Origin of the sequence: Serratia sp. EWG9, assembly GCF_019913725.1 — a bacterium.
In the GTDB taxonomy this organism is placed as follows: domain Bacteria; phylum Pseudomonadota; class Gammaproteobacteria; order Enterobacterales; family Enterobacteriaceae; genus Serratia; species Serratia ureilytica.
Genome location: NZ_JADNRO010000001.1, coordinates 1074341 through 1087853 on the forward strand (window position 1 = coordinate 1074341; position 13513 = coordinate 1087853).

Annotated in this window: 14 protein-coding genes and 1 tRNA gene; 8 read left to right on the forward strand and 7 right to left on the reverse strand. The window is 57.1% G+C overall.

The window, feature by feature from the left end; genetic code table 11:
• Positions 1 to 28: 28 nt before the first annotated feature.
• On the forward strand, positions 29 to 532 hold the full coding sequence (locus tag ITX55_RS05260; RefSeq protein ID WP_108680411.1) for a DedA family protein: 504 nt from the start codon (positions 29 to 31) through the stop codon (positions 530 to 532).
• A gap of 220 nt (positions 533 to 752) precedes the next feature.
• Here the strand turns inward: ITX55_RS05260 and ITX55_RS05265 are convergent.
• Positions 753 to 828 (reverse strand) — tRNA-Arg (locus tag ITX55_RS05265).
• A 350-nt stretch (positions 829 to 1178) separates the two neighbouring features.
• Between ITX55_RS05265 and cycA the strand changes: the two genes are divergently transcribed.
• The gene (gene cycA, locus ITX55_RS05270; protein ID WP_033642613.1) at positions 1179 to 2579 is read left to right on the forward strand and encodes a D-serine/D-alanine/glycine transporter; all 1401 of its coding nucleotides are present in this window, start codon (positions 1179 to 1181) and stop codon (positions 2577 to 2579) included.
• Positions 2580 to 2629: 50 nt separating this feature from the next.
• On the opposite strand, the gene ITX55_RS05275 is transcribed toward cycA, so the two are convergent.
• Positions 2630 to 3553, reverse strand: a complete 924-nt coding sequence (locus tag ITX55_RS05275; protein WP_046686797.1) for a DMT family transporter — start codon at positions 3551 to 3553, stop codon at positions 2630 to 2632.
• A 67-nt stretch (positions 3554 to 3620) separates the two neighbouring features.
• Between ITX55_RS05275 and ITX55_RS05280 the strand changes: the two genes are divergently transcribed.
• Complete coding sequence (locus tag ITX55_RS05280) at positions 3621 to 4196, forward strand: helix-turn-helix domain-containing protein (protein WP_033642611.1); 576 nt, start codon at positions 3621 to 3623, stop codon at positions 4194 to 4196.
• A gap of 117 nt (positions 4197 to 4313) precedes the next feature.
• Positions 4314 to 4781 (forward strand): helix-turn-helix domain-containing protein, encoded by a 468-nt coding sequence (locus ITX55_RS05285; protein WP_033650701.1) that lies wholly within the window; start codon positions 4314 to 4316, stop codon positions 4779 to 4781.
• Here the strand turns inward: ITX55_RS05285 and ITX55_RS05290 are convergent.
• On the reverse strand, positions 4765 to 5688 hold the full coding sequence (locus ITX55_RS05290) for a LysR family transcriptional regulator (protein ID WP_108680410.1): 924 nt from the start codon (positions 5686 to 5688) through the stop codon (positions 4765 to 4767). The two genes, ITX55_RS05285 and ITX55_RS05290, sit on opposite strands and share 17 nt — an antisense overlap.
• Positions 5689 to 5756: 68 nt before the next feature.
• Between ITX55_RS05290 and ITX55_RS05295 the strand changes: the two genes are divergently transcribed.
• The 4 genes from ITX55_RS05295 (at position 5757) to ITX55_RS05310 (ending at position 8591) form a co-directional block, all read left to right on the forward strand.
• Positions 5757 to 6374 carry a LysE family translocator gene (locus tag ITX55_RS05295; RefSeq protein WP_047024927.1) on the forward strand — a complete coding sequence of 206 codons (618 nt, stop codon included), beginning with the start codon at positions 5757 to 5759 and terminating at the stop codon, positions 6372 to 6374.
• A 78-nt stretch (positions 6375 to 6452) separates the two neighbouring features.
• The gene (gene wrbA, locus ITX55_RS05300; RefSeq protein WP_033650699.1) at positions 6453 to 7052 is read left to right on the forward strand and encodes an NAD(P)H:quinone oxidoreductase; all 600 of its coding nucleotides are present in this window, start codon (positions 6453 to 6455) and stop codon (positions 7050 to 7052) included.
• Between the two features lie 236 nt (positions 7053 to 7288).
• Entirely contained in the window at positions 7289 to 7603 is a 315-nt protein-coding gene (locus ITX55_RS05305) for a hypothetical protein (RefSeq protein ID WP_016928271.1), read from the forward strand.
• Positions 7604 to 7790: 187 nt separating this feature from the next.
• A complete protein-coding gene (locus ITX55_RS05310; RefSeq protein ID WP_033650698.1) occupies positions 7791 to 8591 on the forward strand; it encodes a DNA/RNA non-specific endonuclease in 801 nt (266 codons plus the stop codon).
• A 73-nt stretch (positions 8592 to 8664) separates the two neighbouring features.
• Here the strand turns inward: ITX55_RS05310 and ITX55_RS05315 are convergent, their stop codons facing one another.
• The 4 genes from ITX55_RS05315 to ITX55_RS05330 form a co-directional block, all read right to left on the reverse strand.
• Positions 8665 to 9102: a helix-turn-helix transcriptional regulator gene (locus ITX55_RS05315; RefSeq protein ID WP_197751833.1), complete on the reverse strand. Its 438-nt coding sequence runs from the start codon at positions 9100 to 9102 to the stop codon at positions 8665 to 8667.
• Positions 9103 to 9271: 169 nt separating this feature from the next.
• Positions 9272 to 9796, reverse strand: a complete 525-nt coding sequence (locus ITX55_RS05320; protein WP_049866670.1) for a hypothetical protein — start codon at positions 9794 to 9796, stop codon at positions 9272 to 9274.
• 136 nt (positions 9797 to 9932) lie between these two features.
• Positions 9933 to 10997: a fimbrial protein gene (locus ITX55_RS05325; RefSeq protein ID WP_089191480.1), complete on the reverse strand. Its 1065-nt coding sequence runs from the start codon at positions 10995 to 10997 to the stop codon at positions 9933 to 9935.
• A 15-nt stretch (positions 10998 to 11012) separates the two neighbouring features.
• Positions 11013 to 13508 carry a fimbria/pilus outer membrane usher protein gene (locus tag ITX55_RS05330; RefSeq protein WP_042784141.1) on the reverse strand — a complete coding sequence of 832 codons (2496 nt, stop codon included), beginning with the start codon at positions 13506 to 13508 and terminating at the stop codon, positions 11013 to 11015.
• Positions 13509 to 13513 lie beyond the last annotated feature (5 nt).

The following is a 13513-nucleotide window of genomic DNA, read 5'->3' on the forward strand; positions in this document are numbered from 1 at the left end:
AGTCAGCCCTCTCGCCCACAGGTGTTAAATGGATGAATTAACGCACATTATCGCCAAATACAGCCCGGAACCGGAGATGTTGCTGCTGCTGATTTTCCTGTTCGCGCTGGGAAAATCCGTGATCGTGGTGTCCTCCGTCCTGCCGCCTGCCTCGGTGACGCTGCTGATGGGCATCCTTGCGGGCAAACATGCGCTGCCGATCGGCGCGGTTTGGGCGGCCATCGCCCTTGGCGCGGCGTTGGGCTCAATCCTGTCTTTCCACTGCGGCGCACTGCTCTGCCGTCGCGATCTTGCCCGCCGGCTGCCGGCACGCTTTCACGCCCCACTGCGCAAAGCGCAACGTTCCTTGCAAAAGCGCGGGCTGCCGCTGCTGTTCGCCTCGCGTTTTCTGGCGGTGATGCGTTACACCGTGCCGCTGATGGCCGGCATGCTGCAACTGCCGGCGAGGCACGTCTATGCCACCGCCGCACTCTCAGCCGCCGTTTGGGCACTGCTCTTGATGTCGGCCGCGCATGTGTTCCCCGTTTCTTGACCTGAAAGATTCTTGGGCAAATGCCCCATCCCTGCGCCGACGTTGCGCCAGCGCACAGCCTCCCTTGCCGTATAAAGTACGGTGCAACATCGCAGTTTGCGCCAGATCACCTTTCTGAACATCAGTCGAAAAATGCGAATTTTTTTGCAGAATACGCGCTTAAAACGGCGCCATGAGGGCACAATCAAAGAAATGTCTGAGCGTAACACGCTGATTTGGTTGGCGGGCCGTACAGGGGGCGAACCTCTGTCTCGTTGATTAGGCGTCAACGGCTCATCCGCCTGAGCTAACGGCCCAACGAGATAAATCGCCCTTCTTGTCAGCCTCGCTGTCGAACGTTTACACCCATTACTTTTTCTCATGCGAATTTTACAACCCTTTGTTTAATCAACGAGATAAGCCGCATAAGGTCTGTTAATCCCACCGTTTGAAGAGTAATCTTCCGCTCCCTGAACGTCCGATTTGCCTCCTCTCGTGTAAAGATTGATCGACTTTTATCCCGCGTATAAATGTTGTAAACATGTTGCACAAAGGTGGCGTTATTGCACTACCTTACTAAAGCCGGACCAACCGGATAAATGTATAAAAAAGAGCCACTTCAGAGCTCACGACTTCACTAATGACAGGTAAAACAGGACATCATCAGATGGTAGATCACTCTAAAATAGCGACTGACGCGACGCCCGCTTCAGAAGATCATCTACGGCGAAACCTCACTAACCGACATATTCAACTGATCGCCATCGGCGGCGCCATCGGCACCGGTCTGTTTATGGGTTCCGGTAAAACCATCAGCCTGGCAGGCCCTTCGATCATCTTCGTGTACATGATCATCGGCTTTATGCTGTTCTTCGTGATGCGCGCCATGGGCGAGCTGCTGCTGTCCAACCTGGAATACAAATCGTTCAGCGATTTCGCCGCGGATCTGCTCGGCCCGTGGGCCGGCTTCTTCACCGGCTGGACCTACTGGTTCTGCTGGGTGGTCACCGGCATCGCCGACGTCGTGGCGATCACCGCCTACGCCCAGTTCTGGTTCCCTGAACTGTCGCAGTGGATCGCTTCGCTGCTGTGCGTGCTGTTGCTGCTCGGCCTTAATCTGGCGACGGTGAAGATGTTCGGCGAAATGGAGTTTTGGTTTGCGATGATCAAAATCGTCGCCATCGTCGGGCTGATCGTCGCCGGGTTGGTGATGATCGCCATGCAGTTCCAGTCGCCGACCGGTACCGTAGCTTCGTTCACCCATCTGTGGAATGACGGCGGCATGTTCCCGAAAGGCATCAGCGGTTTCTTCGCCGGCTTCCAGATCGCGGTATTCGCCTTCGTCGGCATTGAACTGGTGGGCACCACCGCGGCGGAAACCAAGGATCCGGAGAAGTCACTGCCGCGCGCCATCAACTCGATTCCGATCCGCATCATCATGTTCTACGTGTTCGCCCTGATCGTCATCATGTCGGTGACGCCGTGGAGCTCCGTAGTGCCGGACAAGAGCCCGTTCGTTGAATTGTTCGTGCTGATTGGCCTGCCGGCCGCGGCCAGCGTGATCAACTTCGTGGTGCTGACCTCCGCCGCCTCCTCCGCCAACAGTGGGGTGTTCTCCACCAGCCGCATGCTGTTCGGGCTGGCGCAGGAAGGCGACGCGCCGAAATCGTTCGCCAACCTGTCCAAGCGCGCGGTGCCGGCCAACGGCCTCACCTTCTCCTGCATCTGCCTGCTGGGCGGCGTGGTGCTGATTTACCTGATCCCGAACGTGATGACGGTCTTCACCCTGGTGACCACCGTGTCGGCGATTCTGTTCATGTTCGTCTGGACCATCATCCTGTGTTCGTATCTGGTCTACCGCAAACGGCGCCCGGCGCTGCACCAGAAATCGATCTACAAAATGCCGGCCGGCAAACTGATGTGCTGGGTGTGCATGGCGTTCTTCGTGTTCGTGTTGGTGCTGTTGTCGCTGCGCGAAGACACCCGCCAGGCGCTGATCGTTACCCCGCTGTGGTTCATCCTGCTCGGCCTGTCTTACGTGTTCCTGCGCAAGAAGAAAACCGCGTGATGCAAAAAGGGGCGGATATCTCCGCCCCTTTGCTCTTTTTTGCCTCTGCGCTAATCCGCTTCCGTCGCCACCGCCGCTTTCCCCTTGCGCCGTACGCGCAGCTCGCTGACCACCACCCCGATCACAATCAACGCGCCCCCCAACAACGCCACGCCCGGCAAACGCTCACCGGCGAGCCGCCCGACGATGCCCGCCCAGACCGGTTCGCCGGCGTAGATCACCGTAGCGCGCGTGGGTGAAACGCTGCGCTGCGCCCAGTTCATGGTCAGCTGAATCAACGCGCTGGCCAGCCCCAGCCCAATGGCGCTGTACAGCAGGTAATCCGAATACGGCGGCGGCGATTCGCCGGTCGGCACCATCATCAAAAATGAGGCCAGCGAGGCGGTCGCCAGCTGCACAATGGTCACCCGGCGGATATTCACCTTGCCGGCAAAGGCGCCGATTAGAATGATCTCTGCCGCCATGCCCAGCGTGCCGGCCAGCGTCAGAATTTCGCCGAGGCTCAGCGACATGTCCGTGCTGCTCGGCGCCGCCAGCAGCATCAGGCCGGTAAAGGCCAGCAGAATACCGATCCACGACATGATGCCGGGGAACCGCCCCAGCACCAGCCATTGCAACAGCGGCACGATCGGCACGTACATGGCGGTGATGAACGCCGATTGGCTGCTGGTAATCGTCTGCAGACCGACGGTTTGCATGCTGTAGCCGAACATGATCGCCAGCCCGATAAGTACGCCCGCCTTCAGTTCATACAGGGTCAGGCCGCGCAGCACGCGCAGCGAAAACAGCGTCAACGCCAGCGTGGCGGTGGCGAAACGCAGACCGACGAAAAAGAACGGCCCGCTGACTTGCATCGCGTGATGCACGGCCAAAAAGGTGCCGCCCCAGATCATGGTGATGAAAATCAACACCGCTTCCGGCAACCTGATTTGCGGAACCACGGCGGAAATAAAGGATTTTTTTGCTGCTGACACCGGCTTGCCCTTCCTGCTGAGTGCAATATAATGCACAGATCCTGCCAGTATGAGATAAAGTCCGGCGATGAGCAATACGGCGCATAACGCGAAAACCGATCCCCCCAAAGTGCTGCAGTACCTGAGCAGCAATCTGCGCGGCTACCGCCAACAGGCGGGCCTGAGCCAGATGGCGCTGGCCGAACTTTCCGGCGTCAGCCGCCGCATGCTGGCGGGCATCGAGGCCGGCGATCGCAACGTCAGTCTGGCGGTGCTCGACAAGATCGCCGCCGCCCTGGCGATTTCGTTCACCGATCTGATTCAGGCGCCAGAGGCTCGCGGCAGCCATCTGGTAGGCGAGTTGGCCTGGCAAGGCGCACAGCCGGGCAGCCAGGCGCTGTTTGCCGCCAGCGTGCCGGCACGCCAACGGGCCGAGCTGTGGGAATGGACGCTGATGCCGGGCGAGCGCTACGACTCGGCGCCGGACGCCGAAGGCTGGAGCGAAATGATCTACGTGATTGCCGGCACCCTGACGCTGGAACTGGAACAAGGCACGCTGACGCTCAGCGCCGGCGCCACGCAAACCTTCAACAGCGATCAGCGCTACGCTTACGCCAACCACGGCGATCTCCCGCTGCGCTTTATCCGCAACGTCGCCTTCTGACTGCCCGCCGGCCCGCACCGGCGGCGGATGTCGTGTCGCTGTCGTGCCGCTGTCGTGGCGCCGCTACCCCGCGCCTCCTACACTGGATGACAGTGACAGCGAACTCGGGAGTGCACCATGCAAAAGTACCGCATCAGACCATTACGCCTGGAAAAAGGCTGGTCGCAGGAGCAGTTGGCGGCCATCGCCGGCCTCAGCACCCGCACCGTACAGCGGATTGAAAACGGCGAACAGGCCAGCCTGGAAACCTTGACCGCAATCGCCGCCGCGCTGGGCGTGCAGGTCAGCGATCTCAACGCGCCGCCGCAGGCACCGCAGGAGGAGACGCCTGAGGCGCAGCGCCTTCGTCGCCAGGTTGCGGCAGAGGGTAAACTGCTGAGCATGGCGGTGCGTTTCGCCGTCATCGGCGCGATATTGCTCGCTGTCAACGTCTTTACCCACCCGCACTATCTCTGGGCGCTATGGGCGATCGGCGGCATGAGCCTCGCGCTGATCATGCGGGCGGTGCGCACCCTGCTGCTGCGCAACGTCTTCAGCCGTTGGCAGGAACAGCGGCTGGCGCAAAAACTCAGGCGCCTGCCGTGAGCGTTAGCCACTCGGCCAGCCGGGCCAACGCGCTGCCCGGCACGATAGGCTGCGGCGACAGCAGGTAATAGCCGCTGCCGTCGGGCGTAAAACCGAACGGCGCGCTCAACAAGCCGGCGGCCAGATCGTCTCGCACCTGCAGCCATGGGCCGATTGCGATACCAAGGCCGGCTACCGCGGCCTGCAGGCTGAAATAGAAATGGTCAAAGCGCTGTTCCGGATGCCCCGCCAATATCACCCCCTGCTGATGCGCCCAGTGCCGCCAGGCATCCGGCCGGGTCGCGGCATGCAGCAGTTTGGCGCCCGGCAGCAAAAGCCGCCGTCCGTCCACAGAGGCCGTCAGCCTCGTCAGCGCCTCGGGTTGGCACACCGGCCCGACCTTTTCATTGAACAGCGCCAGGCTATGCGCCTGCTTTCCCCAATCGAAGTCATTGCGCCGGATCGCCGCCGTGATGCCGTCATGGAACGAAAACGGACCGCCGCCCGCCACCAGCTGTAAGTTGATGTCCGGGTGCGCCCGCTGAAAAGCCGGCAAACGCGGGATCAGCCAACGCATCAATAAGGTCGGTTCACAGGACAAGATCAGCGGCGCATTGAGCGCCTGCTGGCGCAGCTCCAGCGCGGTATGGTCCAGAATGCCGAAGGCCTGCTGTGTCGCCTGAAACAGCTTGCGGCCCGCCGCCGTGAGCAGTACTCGCCTATGGCGGCGCTCAAACAACGCCACGCCCAATTCCTCTTCCAGCGCCCTCACCGCCCGGCTGATGGCGCCATGCGTCAAATTCAGCCCCTGCGCCGCCTGGGTGAAACTTTCCAGCCGTGCGGCGGCCTCGAAGCAGCGCAGCCCGCCCAACGGCAATGGCCTGGCTCTATTGCGTGAGTTTTTCTCACCGATATCGTCACTATTCATCGTTTGTCACCGAGAAAAATTACTCTTATAAATCAGTCACTCTATTGATAAACATCGCAAGGATAACTATGACTGAACTCATCGCTGTCGTCACCATTACTTTACTCGCTGTAATCAGCCCCGGGCCGGATTTCGCCATGGTCTCGCGCAACAGCCTGCTGCTCTCCCGCCGCGCCGGCATCTTCACCGCCTGCGGCATTGGCGCCGGCGTACTGATCCATGTCAGCTATACGCTGATTGGCGTCGGCATGTTGATCCAACAGTCGCCCTGGTTGTTTAACCTGCTCAAAGGCATCGGCGCCGCCTACCTGATCTACCTCGGCTTTACGCTGCTGCGCAACGCAACCCATCACGACGCCGCGCCCACCACGACGCCGGCCGCCATCAGCGATCTCGCCGCCCTGAAAACCGGCTTTCTCACCAACGCGTTAAATCCGAAAACCACCATCTTTATCGTCAGTCTGTTCATGCAGGTGGTCTCTCCCCACACCGTGCTCGGCGTACAGATCGGCTATGGCCTCTTTATCGCCGCCGTCCATGTATTCTGGTTCGCCGCCGTCGCGCTGCTGTTTTCCGCGCCGGGCGTCAATGCGCGCTTTTTGCGTTTGCGCCGCGGCATCGATCGCACCTTTGGCGGGCTGCTGATTGTCTTTGGCGCCCTGTTGGCGATCGCCGGCATCAGGTAACGCCACGACGCCAAGTTCGTCATTCGCTTCTATGCTTATCAGGGGTTTTTGTTAATCATCTGAGCGGGAGTACGAAACATGACGAAACTGTTGGTGCTTTATTACTCAATGTACGGCCACATCGAACGCCTGGCGCAGGCGGTGGCCGAAGGGGCGAATCGGGTCGATAACGTGGACGTAACGGTCAAACGCGTGCCGGAAACCATGACGCCGGAAGCCTTCGCCAAAGCCGGGGGCAAGCAACACCAGCAGGCGCCGGTCGCCACCCCGCAAGAGCTGGCGGACTATGATGGCATTATCTTCGGTACGCCGACCCGCTTCGGCAACATGGCCGGACAGATGCGCACCTTCCTCGATCAGACCGGCGGCCTGTGGGCTTCCGGCGCGCTGTACGGCAAGGTGGGCAGCGTCTTCTCCTCCACCGGCACCGGCGGCGGCCAGGAGCAAACCATCAGTTCGACCTGGACCACGCTGGCGCACCACGGCTTCATCATCGTGCCGATCGGCTATGCGACGCCGGAGCTGTTTGACGTTTCGCAGGTGCGCGGGGGCACCCCCTATGGCGCGACCACCATCGCCGGCGCCGACGGTTCGCGACAGCCGAGCAACGAAGAGCTGACCATTGCCCGCTATCAGGGCGAGCACGTGGCGAAAATCACCGCCAAGCTGAAAAGTTAATCGCCCTCCTGCACCCGTGATTCAAAGGGCCGCGCATTCGCACGGCCCCATCTTGTTGCCGACCCGCCGCAAGGTTAGAATGCCCCTCCCCCGGCCATTCAGCGTCTGAAGGCCAGGCCCGAATTCGTTCTGCCCGTCGCTCATCGGCTTTCAGCCCGAGGACGGGCGTTCTGTTTTTTGCGCACAGCGAAGGGAATAAGTCAGTGTCTAAAGATTTTGATGAACTAATAAGAGACATGGATCTTATTATTGAAAATGTAGACAGCTTCAAAGCTCTGGCTCCGCGCGCGCCCGAGCCGGCTCCGGCCCCGCCGCCGCCGGTTCATCACTACGACTCGTTCTGCGAAAACATCGCGTTGAAAGTGGTATTGAAGGTGCTGCTGTCTTCGGTGGACAAGATAGTCAAAGTGCAGATCGCCAACAAGGTCGAGCAAGAGATCGCCCAAATTGAGCAGCAGGTGGTGCGCGCCGGCGGCGGGCCGGTATCACCGGACGATCTGGCGCAGATGACGCACTACGTTCGCCGCACGGTCAACGACCTGCTGGAATAACCCCCTTTTGAAACGGCGTCTGTTGGACGCCGTTTTTATTTCTACCGACTTTAACGTGCGGTATCGCTGTACCATGACTGACACATTCACAACATGAATGTGTTGCATTGTTGTATTCGTTTCACTGCGATAAGTTTAATTTACTGTAAATATATACAGTATTTTTTAACTTATTGAGGATATGAATATGCGCTTTAACAACAAGATGTTGGCCCTGGCCGCCCTGCTGTTCGCCGCACAGGCGTCGGCCGAGACGCTCGAATCTATCGACAACTGCGCGGTTGGCTGCCCGACCGGCGGCAGCAGCAATGTGTCGATCGTGCGTCATGCTTATACGTTGAACAATAACAGCACCACCAAATTCGCCAACTGGGTGGCCTATCACATCACCAAAGACACGCCGGCCAGCGGCAAGACGCGCAACTGGAAAACCGACCCGGCGCTCAATCCGGCAGATACCCTGGCCCCTGCCGATTACACCGGCGCCAACGCGGCGTTGAAGGTCGATCGCGGCCATCAGGCGCCGCTGGCCTCGTTGGCCGGCGTTTCCGACTGGGAATCGCTGAACTACCTGTCCAACATCACGCCGCAAAAGTCCGACCTGAACCAGGGCGCCTGGGCGCGGTTGGAAGATCAGGAGCGCAAGCTTATCGATCGCGCGGACATCTCTTCGGTCTATACCGTGACCGGGCCGCTGTATGAACGCGATATGGGCAAACTGCCGGGCACCCAGAAAGCGCACACCATCCCCAGTGCCTACTGGAAGGTGATTTTCATCAACAACAGCCCGGCGGTGAACCACTATGCCGCTTTCCTGTTCGATCAAAACACGCCGAAGGGCGCCGATTTTTGCCAATTCCGCGTGACGGTGGACGAGATCGAGAAACGCACCGGCCTGATCATCTGGGCTGGTCTGCCTGACGACGTACAGGCTTCGCTGAAGAACAAGCCCGGCGTTCTGCCGGAGTTGATGGGCTGCAAAAACTGACGGAAAAACCCGCTTCGGCGGGTTTATTTTACTCGGGCATCAGACGGCGCTCACTCCGCCAACGGCATCACGCTTACACTCGCTCATCCGCCGCAACAATAAATTGGTGAAAACGTTCGATTTCCAATTTACGCATGGCGTTCATTTTATGCTGGCTGACGGTTTTCTCGGAAATGCCCAACGCCTTAGCGACGCCGGTATTCGGTTTTCCCGCCAGCAGCATGGCCAACACCGAAAGCTCGCGCGGCGACAGGCTCTGCCCTTTGCAGCTCGCGGTGAACATTTTTATTGCCTCAACGAACGTCGTAAGACCGATGTTTTTTTTCAGACAGTTAAAATTCGCCAGTCGCGGCGTTTCCACGCCGGTTAAGACGATCGTATTGTCAGGCCTGTCGATAATATGCGATAAGAAATTCATAACCCGACAGATAGACGAGAAAGAGACGATGACCACTTCTGCATGACAATACATGGCATGTAATCCACGGCGTGCAGATGAATGCAGACCCATAACTTCAACGCCCTCCAACGACATTAAGATCTGCGATATGCCATAGAATAAATAGTAATCATCAGAAAATATAGCCACTCGCACAGGATCACCCCATTGCTATTTATCATGGGCGCGTTTTTAACAACGCCCCCATGGCAGTCATGTCAATTAAATTTATTGGCTCGACTTACTTAAGTGAAGAACATAATGAGATCAGCAATGCGGACAGCGATGAAAGATATTTTTCATCCAAATTCATAATGCCATCTTCACTGTATTTCACGTTATTATCTAGAATTTCATGAATACTCTCGACGGCGCATACGGCATCCTTCCAAACTACGCGCCGACCGAAAGGCGAAGCGCCGAGATATTGCGCGCTTTGGCGAAAACCAACGATAAAATCGCGCAATATATCGAGCACAATCAATACTTCCTCCCTGCTGACACACCGCTTCATTTGCACTTTATCCAGGAAAACGCTGAGCGTGCTTTGTAAGGAAAACAGGTTCTTGAACAACCCGCCGGCGATATCCTTCGGTGTTTTCACGCTGGTTGATATGACAAAAGGGAGCTCTCCATGCTGCGAGATATATTGATAAAGCCCATTTATCGCCGTCGTCGGCTTAATATCCAAACCGCGAAGAATGACGTCAACCTCATCTTTTAGCGATTTTTCCACTTTGACACCGATCTGGATTTGTTCCGTCATACAATTCATCCTCAACATAGAGATCCGGATTAAACACCAATATTATTCAAGCAAATAATATTCGCCACCAATTACCATGTTAAGATTTTTCTTATATGTGGCAACCTGTTTTTTATTATTAAAAATAACAAAAGAATTATTTATATATAATGTTAAGCGTAGCCGATGTGTTAATTCCCCCGCTGCTCATTGCGGTGGGGCTGTAAGGATAATAATAGGCCGCCATGCCGATGGAAAATTGCGCATCCAAGGCATTGCCGGTTCCCACGTGAAATAATGAAGTCGCCGCGCCTGGCGTCACGCTGGAAAGCGACAGCGTGACGGGATTATTCGGCGAAGCCGTCTTGACCAGCCGGATGCCAATGCCTTTTGCCGCCTCAGGGCTTTTATCAATCAAAACCGTATTATCCGAAGACAACAGATTATTGCTGGATAAAAACATATTGATATCCCGATCGGCCGTGCCGCCACTTTGCCGATTCTGGCAGCTGAAATTCAGCGTAAAGGGCGTCAGGCCATTTTGCGCCCCCTGAGTAATCTGCGATATCCCCAGCGTCGGCAACTTCACCGCCAGGCCGGCATTGTCGAAAGTGCAGGTCGTCATCTTGGGCGCATACTTGATGGTCATCGGCTGCCCGTACATGTCGCGCTGATCGTAAGGCCAATTGAAACCGTTGAGCAGCCAGGTCAAAATCTTCACCAACTGCTTGGCGGGCCACAAAATGATCTCCAGCAAGGACATCCCGCTCAGATCGGTCACGAACATCACGTCCTTAAGGCTAACCGTGTCGCCGGGTATCGATGTGCCCGTCTTGCTGACCAGACTGAAACGAATATTCATCGGCTGATTCAATTCCGAAGCGGAGTGCGATCCCCAACCGCTAAGTTTTTTGTTGGCGATGTCGTTGGTTATTTCCGCGCGTATCCAATATTTACCGTTGTTGAATCCCAGAATGGTCGCCTTTGTGCTGTCGGTTGACAGGATGCGCGTATAGCCGAATTCGCTGCTCGAGGTTGAACAACTGAATGAACCGCTGTATTGCGTATAAAAACTGCCTTCCCAGACCGGGGTTTTATCGCTGAGCTTATCCGACAAATCGACGTAGATAGGCGGCGCATATTGGATGCCGTTGCCGTAGCATGAAGCGTAACTGTAACCGCTGAACAACAGGGACAGGGTCAGTGCGAGTATCCTGAGCATGGTGTAATTATCCTTTTATCGACATGTGTTGGCTGCGCTGTCCATCGAGATTTTCGGGCGTTCAATCTTGCAGACACCGTCATTCAGCCTGACCTCCAGCGACGTTGGCTGCTGCTCCACCCGCAGATACAGGACGCTGGCCTGCCCGACGAAGCCAATGGCATGCCCGCTTTGATCCGCCACCTCCGCACCAAATGGCAGGGGCTTATTGCCGCGCTTAAAGGCGCGCAGCGTATAAGGCCGACGCCGATCGGTTTCGAATCTCAAATAGTTGACGGCGCCGGCATAGGGCACGCTGTTGGCGATATTGCCGACGATCTCGGCGCCGGAACTGTTGCCGGTATCCGACAATGTCACGGAGTTTTGCCGGTAAGGTGTGGCGTAAGGCACCAAAGCCAGCCCTTCGTCGTTAGTGACGATGCTCTCGTCGCCGTTCACCATCAGCCCTTTGGCCTTGGGCGCGTCCACCACCATCATGGTGTTGCCCATTTCGTTGGACGCCAGCAAATGCCAAGGGATCGCCACCAGGCTGCCGCGGGCGCTCATGCCCAACTGTCGATAGTCTGATGATTCACTGTAGGAGCCGCCGACGGTCGTCGCGTTGGCGCGATAGGCGGCATTCACGCTCGCCATGCTGTTGCCGCCGCTTTGATTGCTGCCGGCAAGCGCATAACTCAGACGGTTTGATTCCAGCGCATTGCCGCTCAGGCTCAGCGAGCTTTGCTGATAGTGCGAATCGGTGGCGGATAAGCTGGTGCTGAGATAGGCATTGTTGTCGAACATCGACAACGGCACGCTCAAAGAGAGATAAAACCGCGTCTCTTCTTTGCGATCGGAATTTCTCACGCGACTCGCGGAAATGTTGTAACTGACGCGCGCGAAGGCGTTTGAATACCCGAGCTGGTATTCCCGGCTTTTATTCGTATCCGACCAATAGTCGCGCTGGGTGCCGGAGAAATAGAGCGTGCCCCACCCGTCTGCGAGCCTCTGATTCAGGTTCAAATTGAAGGTATTGCGCGGACGAGCGGCGCGAACGGCGTCCCAGGTATTCAAATCCAGCGGGGCAAGCTCATCGTCATCCCGATCGTTCCAATAATCGTGAAAGCGCTTGTCACGCTCGCGGTAGCCTTGATGGGTGTAGATGGCATCGTTGAAACTGTAATAACCTTTGGTCGAATAACGGTAAGCCGCCAGCGTGAAGTTGGTTGCGGTAGCGTCCAAAAACTTGCTGTAGGCGATCCGAAAACTTTGCCCATTCTCGTTGCGATCCTGCAAATGCGTCGAGGCCTGAGTCACATCGACGGATACCGCGCCGAACGGCAGATTCCAGCCACTGCCCAGCAGCCAGGCGCGATAGTCCTCGCTGAGGATCGTACCGGCATAACCGGTGACCAGATTATTGAAGCCGTACTGCAGCGTGCCCTGCACGAAAGCGGGCGCATAGTCGGTATCCGCCTGATTGACCTTACCGGCCACCAGGCCATATTTGCTGACGCCCTGCTTCAACATGTTGGGAACGGCGGAAAACGGCACGGTAAAGGATTGTTCCCGCCCGTCGGCTTCCCTGACCACGACCAACAGATCCCCCGCAGAACCGGTCGGCAATATATTGTCCAGCGTAAAGGCGCCCGGCGGCACGTTCTCCTGATAGATGAGGTTGCCGTTTTGCAATACTTTCACCAGGGCATTGCTCTGCGCCACGCCCCGTACTATCGGCGAAAAGCCCTGCTGCGAATTGGGCCGCATGTTGATATCCGAGGCTAAAGCGCCGCCCCGCACCCGAATCGAGTCGAACAAATCACCCGGCGAATAGAAATCGCCCATCGTCAGGTTCGATTTGATGGCGGCGAAGCCACGCTGCACATAGCGAGTATTATTTTGCCAATCGCTGCCTTGCCGCGAACTGCTGCGGAAATTGCTGCTGTCTCTGAATTGCCAACCCGCCAGATTGATCCCCGATTCCAAACCGGTATAGAAATCGTCGTTTGACGCCTTGTCGCCCTGCAACGACTGCACGTGGTAATAGGTGGCGTTATAGGCCAGCAGCAACGCAGGCACGCCGCGATCCCAAAATTTGGCGTCAACATAGCCGGCCTCTGCGCGAATCACTCGCGACTGGGGCACCGTCAGCTTAAGGCTCAACGTCCCCACATCGAAGTCCGCCCTTCCTCCTTGCACTAACGTTTGGACGGGGATCGGCCCCTTGTCCACCCCGATGGACAAACGACTCATATCGATGCCCAACAGGGCGGCGTCACGATGGGCGATGCGAATATCGCCTTTATGTTCGCCGAACTGCAACGAGAACCGCCCTTTCCAACTCTGGTTGACATACACGTCGACCGTTTGCGTGCCTGCCGGCATGTCATTATTGAGGTAAAAACGCGACAGATCGGATTCGCTGGACGCACCGGCCAATAGAGAAGTGTCGAATTTCATCGCCGATGCTTTATTTAACGGTATGAATACAGATGCGGTCAGTATCGAAAGCAATTTTAGTTTAAGCTTCATGGCCG

Bases quoted from the DNA above. Each gene is read 5' to 3' on its own strand.
- ITX55_RS05285 (WP_033650701.1), top strand. From the start codon at position 4,314: ATGCAAAAGTACCGCATCAGACCATTACGCCTGGAAAAAGGCTGGTCG.
- ITX55_RS05295 (WP_047024927.1), top strand. From the start codon at position 5,757: ATGACTGAACTCATCGCTGTCGTCACCATTACTTTACTCGCTGTAATC.
- ITX55_RS05315 (WP_197751833.1), bottom strand. From the start codon at position 9,102: ATGGGTCTGCATTCATCTGCACGCCGTGGATTACATGCCATGTATTGT.
- ITX55_RS05330 (WP_042784141.1), bottom strand. From the start codon at position 13,508: ATGAAGCTTAAACTAAAATTGCTTTCGATACTGACCGCATCTGTATTC.
- cycA (WP_033642613.1), top strand. From the start codon at position 1,179: ATGGTAGATCACTCTAAAATAGCGACTGACGCGACGCCCGCTTCAGAA.
- wrbA (WP_033650699.1), top strand. From the start codon at position 6,453: ATGACGAAACTGTTGGTGCTTTATTACTCAATGTACGGCCACATCGAA.
- ITX55_RS05290 (WP_108680410.1), bottom strand. From the start codon at position 5,688: ATGAATAGTGACGATATCGGTGAGAAAAACTCACGCAATAGAGCCAGG.
- ITX55_RS05310 (WP_033650698.1), top strand. From the start codon at position 7,791: ATGCGCTTTAACAACAAGATGTTGGCCCTGGCCGCCCTGCTGTTCGCC.
- ITX55_RS05320 (WP_049866670.1), bottom strand. From the start codon at position 9,796: ATGACGGAACAAATCCAGATCGGTGTCAAAGTGGAAAAATCGCTAAAA.
- ITX55_RS05325 (WP_089191480.1), bottom strand. From the start codon at position 10,997: ATGCTCAGGATACTCGCACTGACCCTGTCCCTGTTGTTCAGCGGTTAC.
- ITX55_RS05280 (WP_033642611.1), top strand. From the start codon at position 3,621: ATGAGCAATACGGCGCATAACGCGAAAACCGATCCCCCCAAAGTGCTG.
- ITX55_RS05305 (WP_016928271.1), top strand. From the start codon at position 7,289: ATGGATCTTATTATTGAAAATGTAGACAGCTTCAAAGCTCTGGCTCCG.
- ITX55_RS05260 (WP_108680411.1), top strand. From the start codon at position 29: ATGGATGAATTAACGCACATTATCGCCAAATACAGCCCGGAACCGGAG.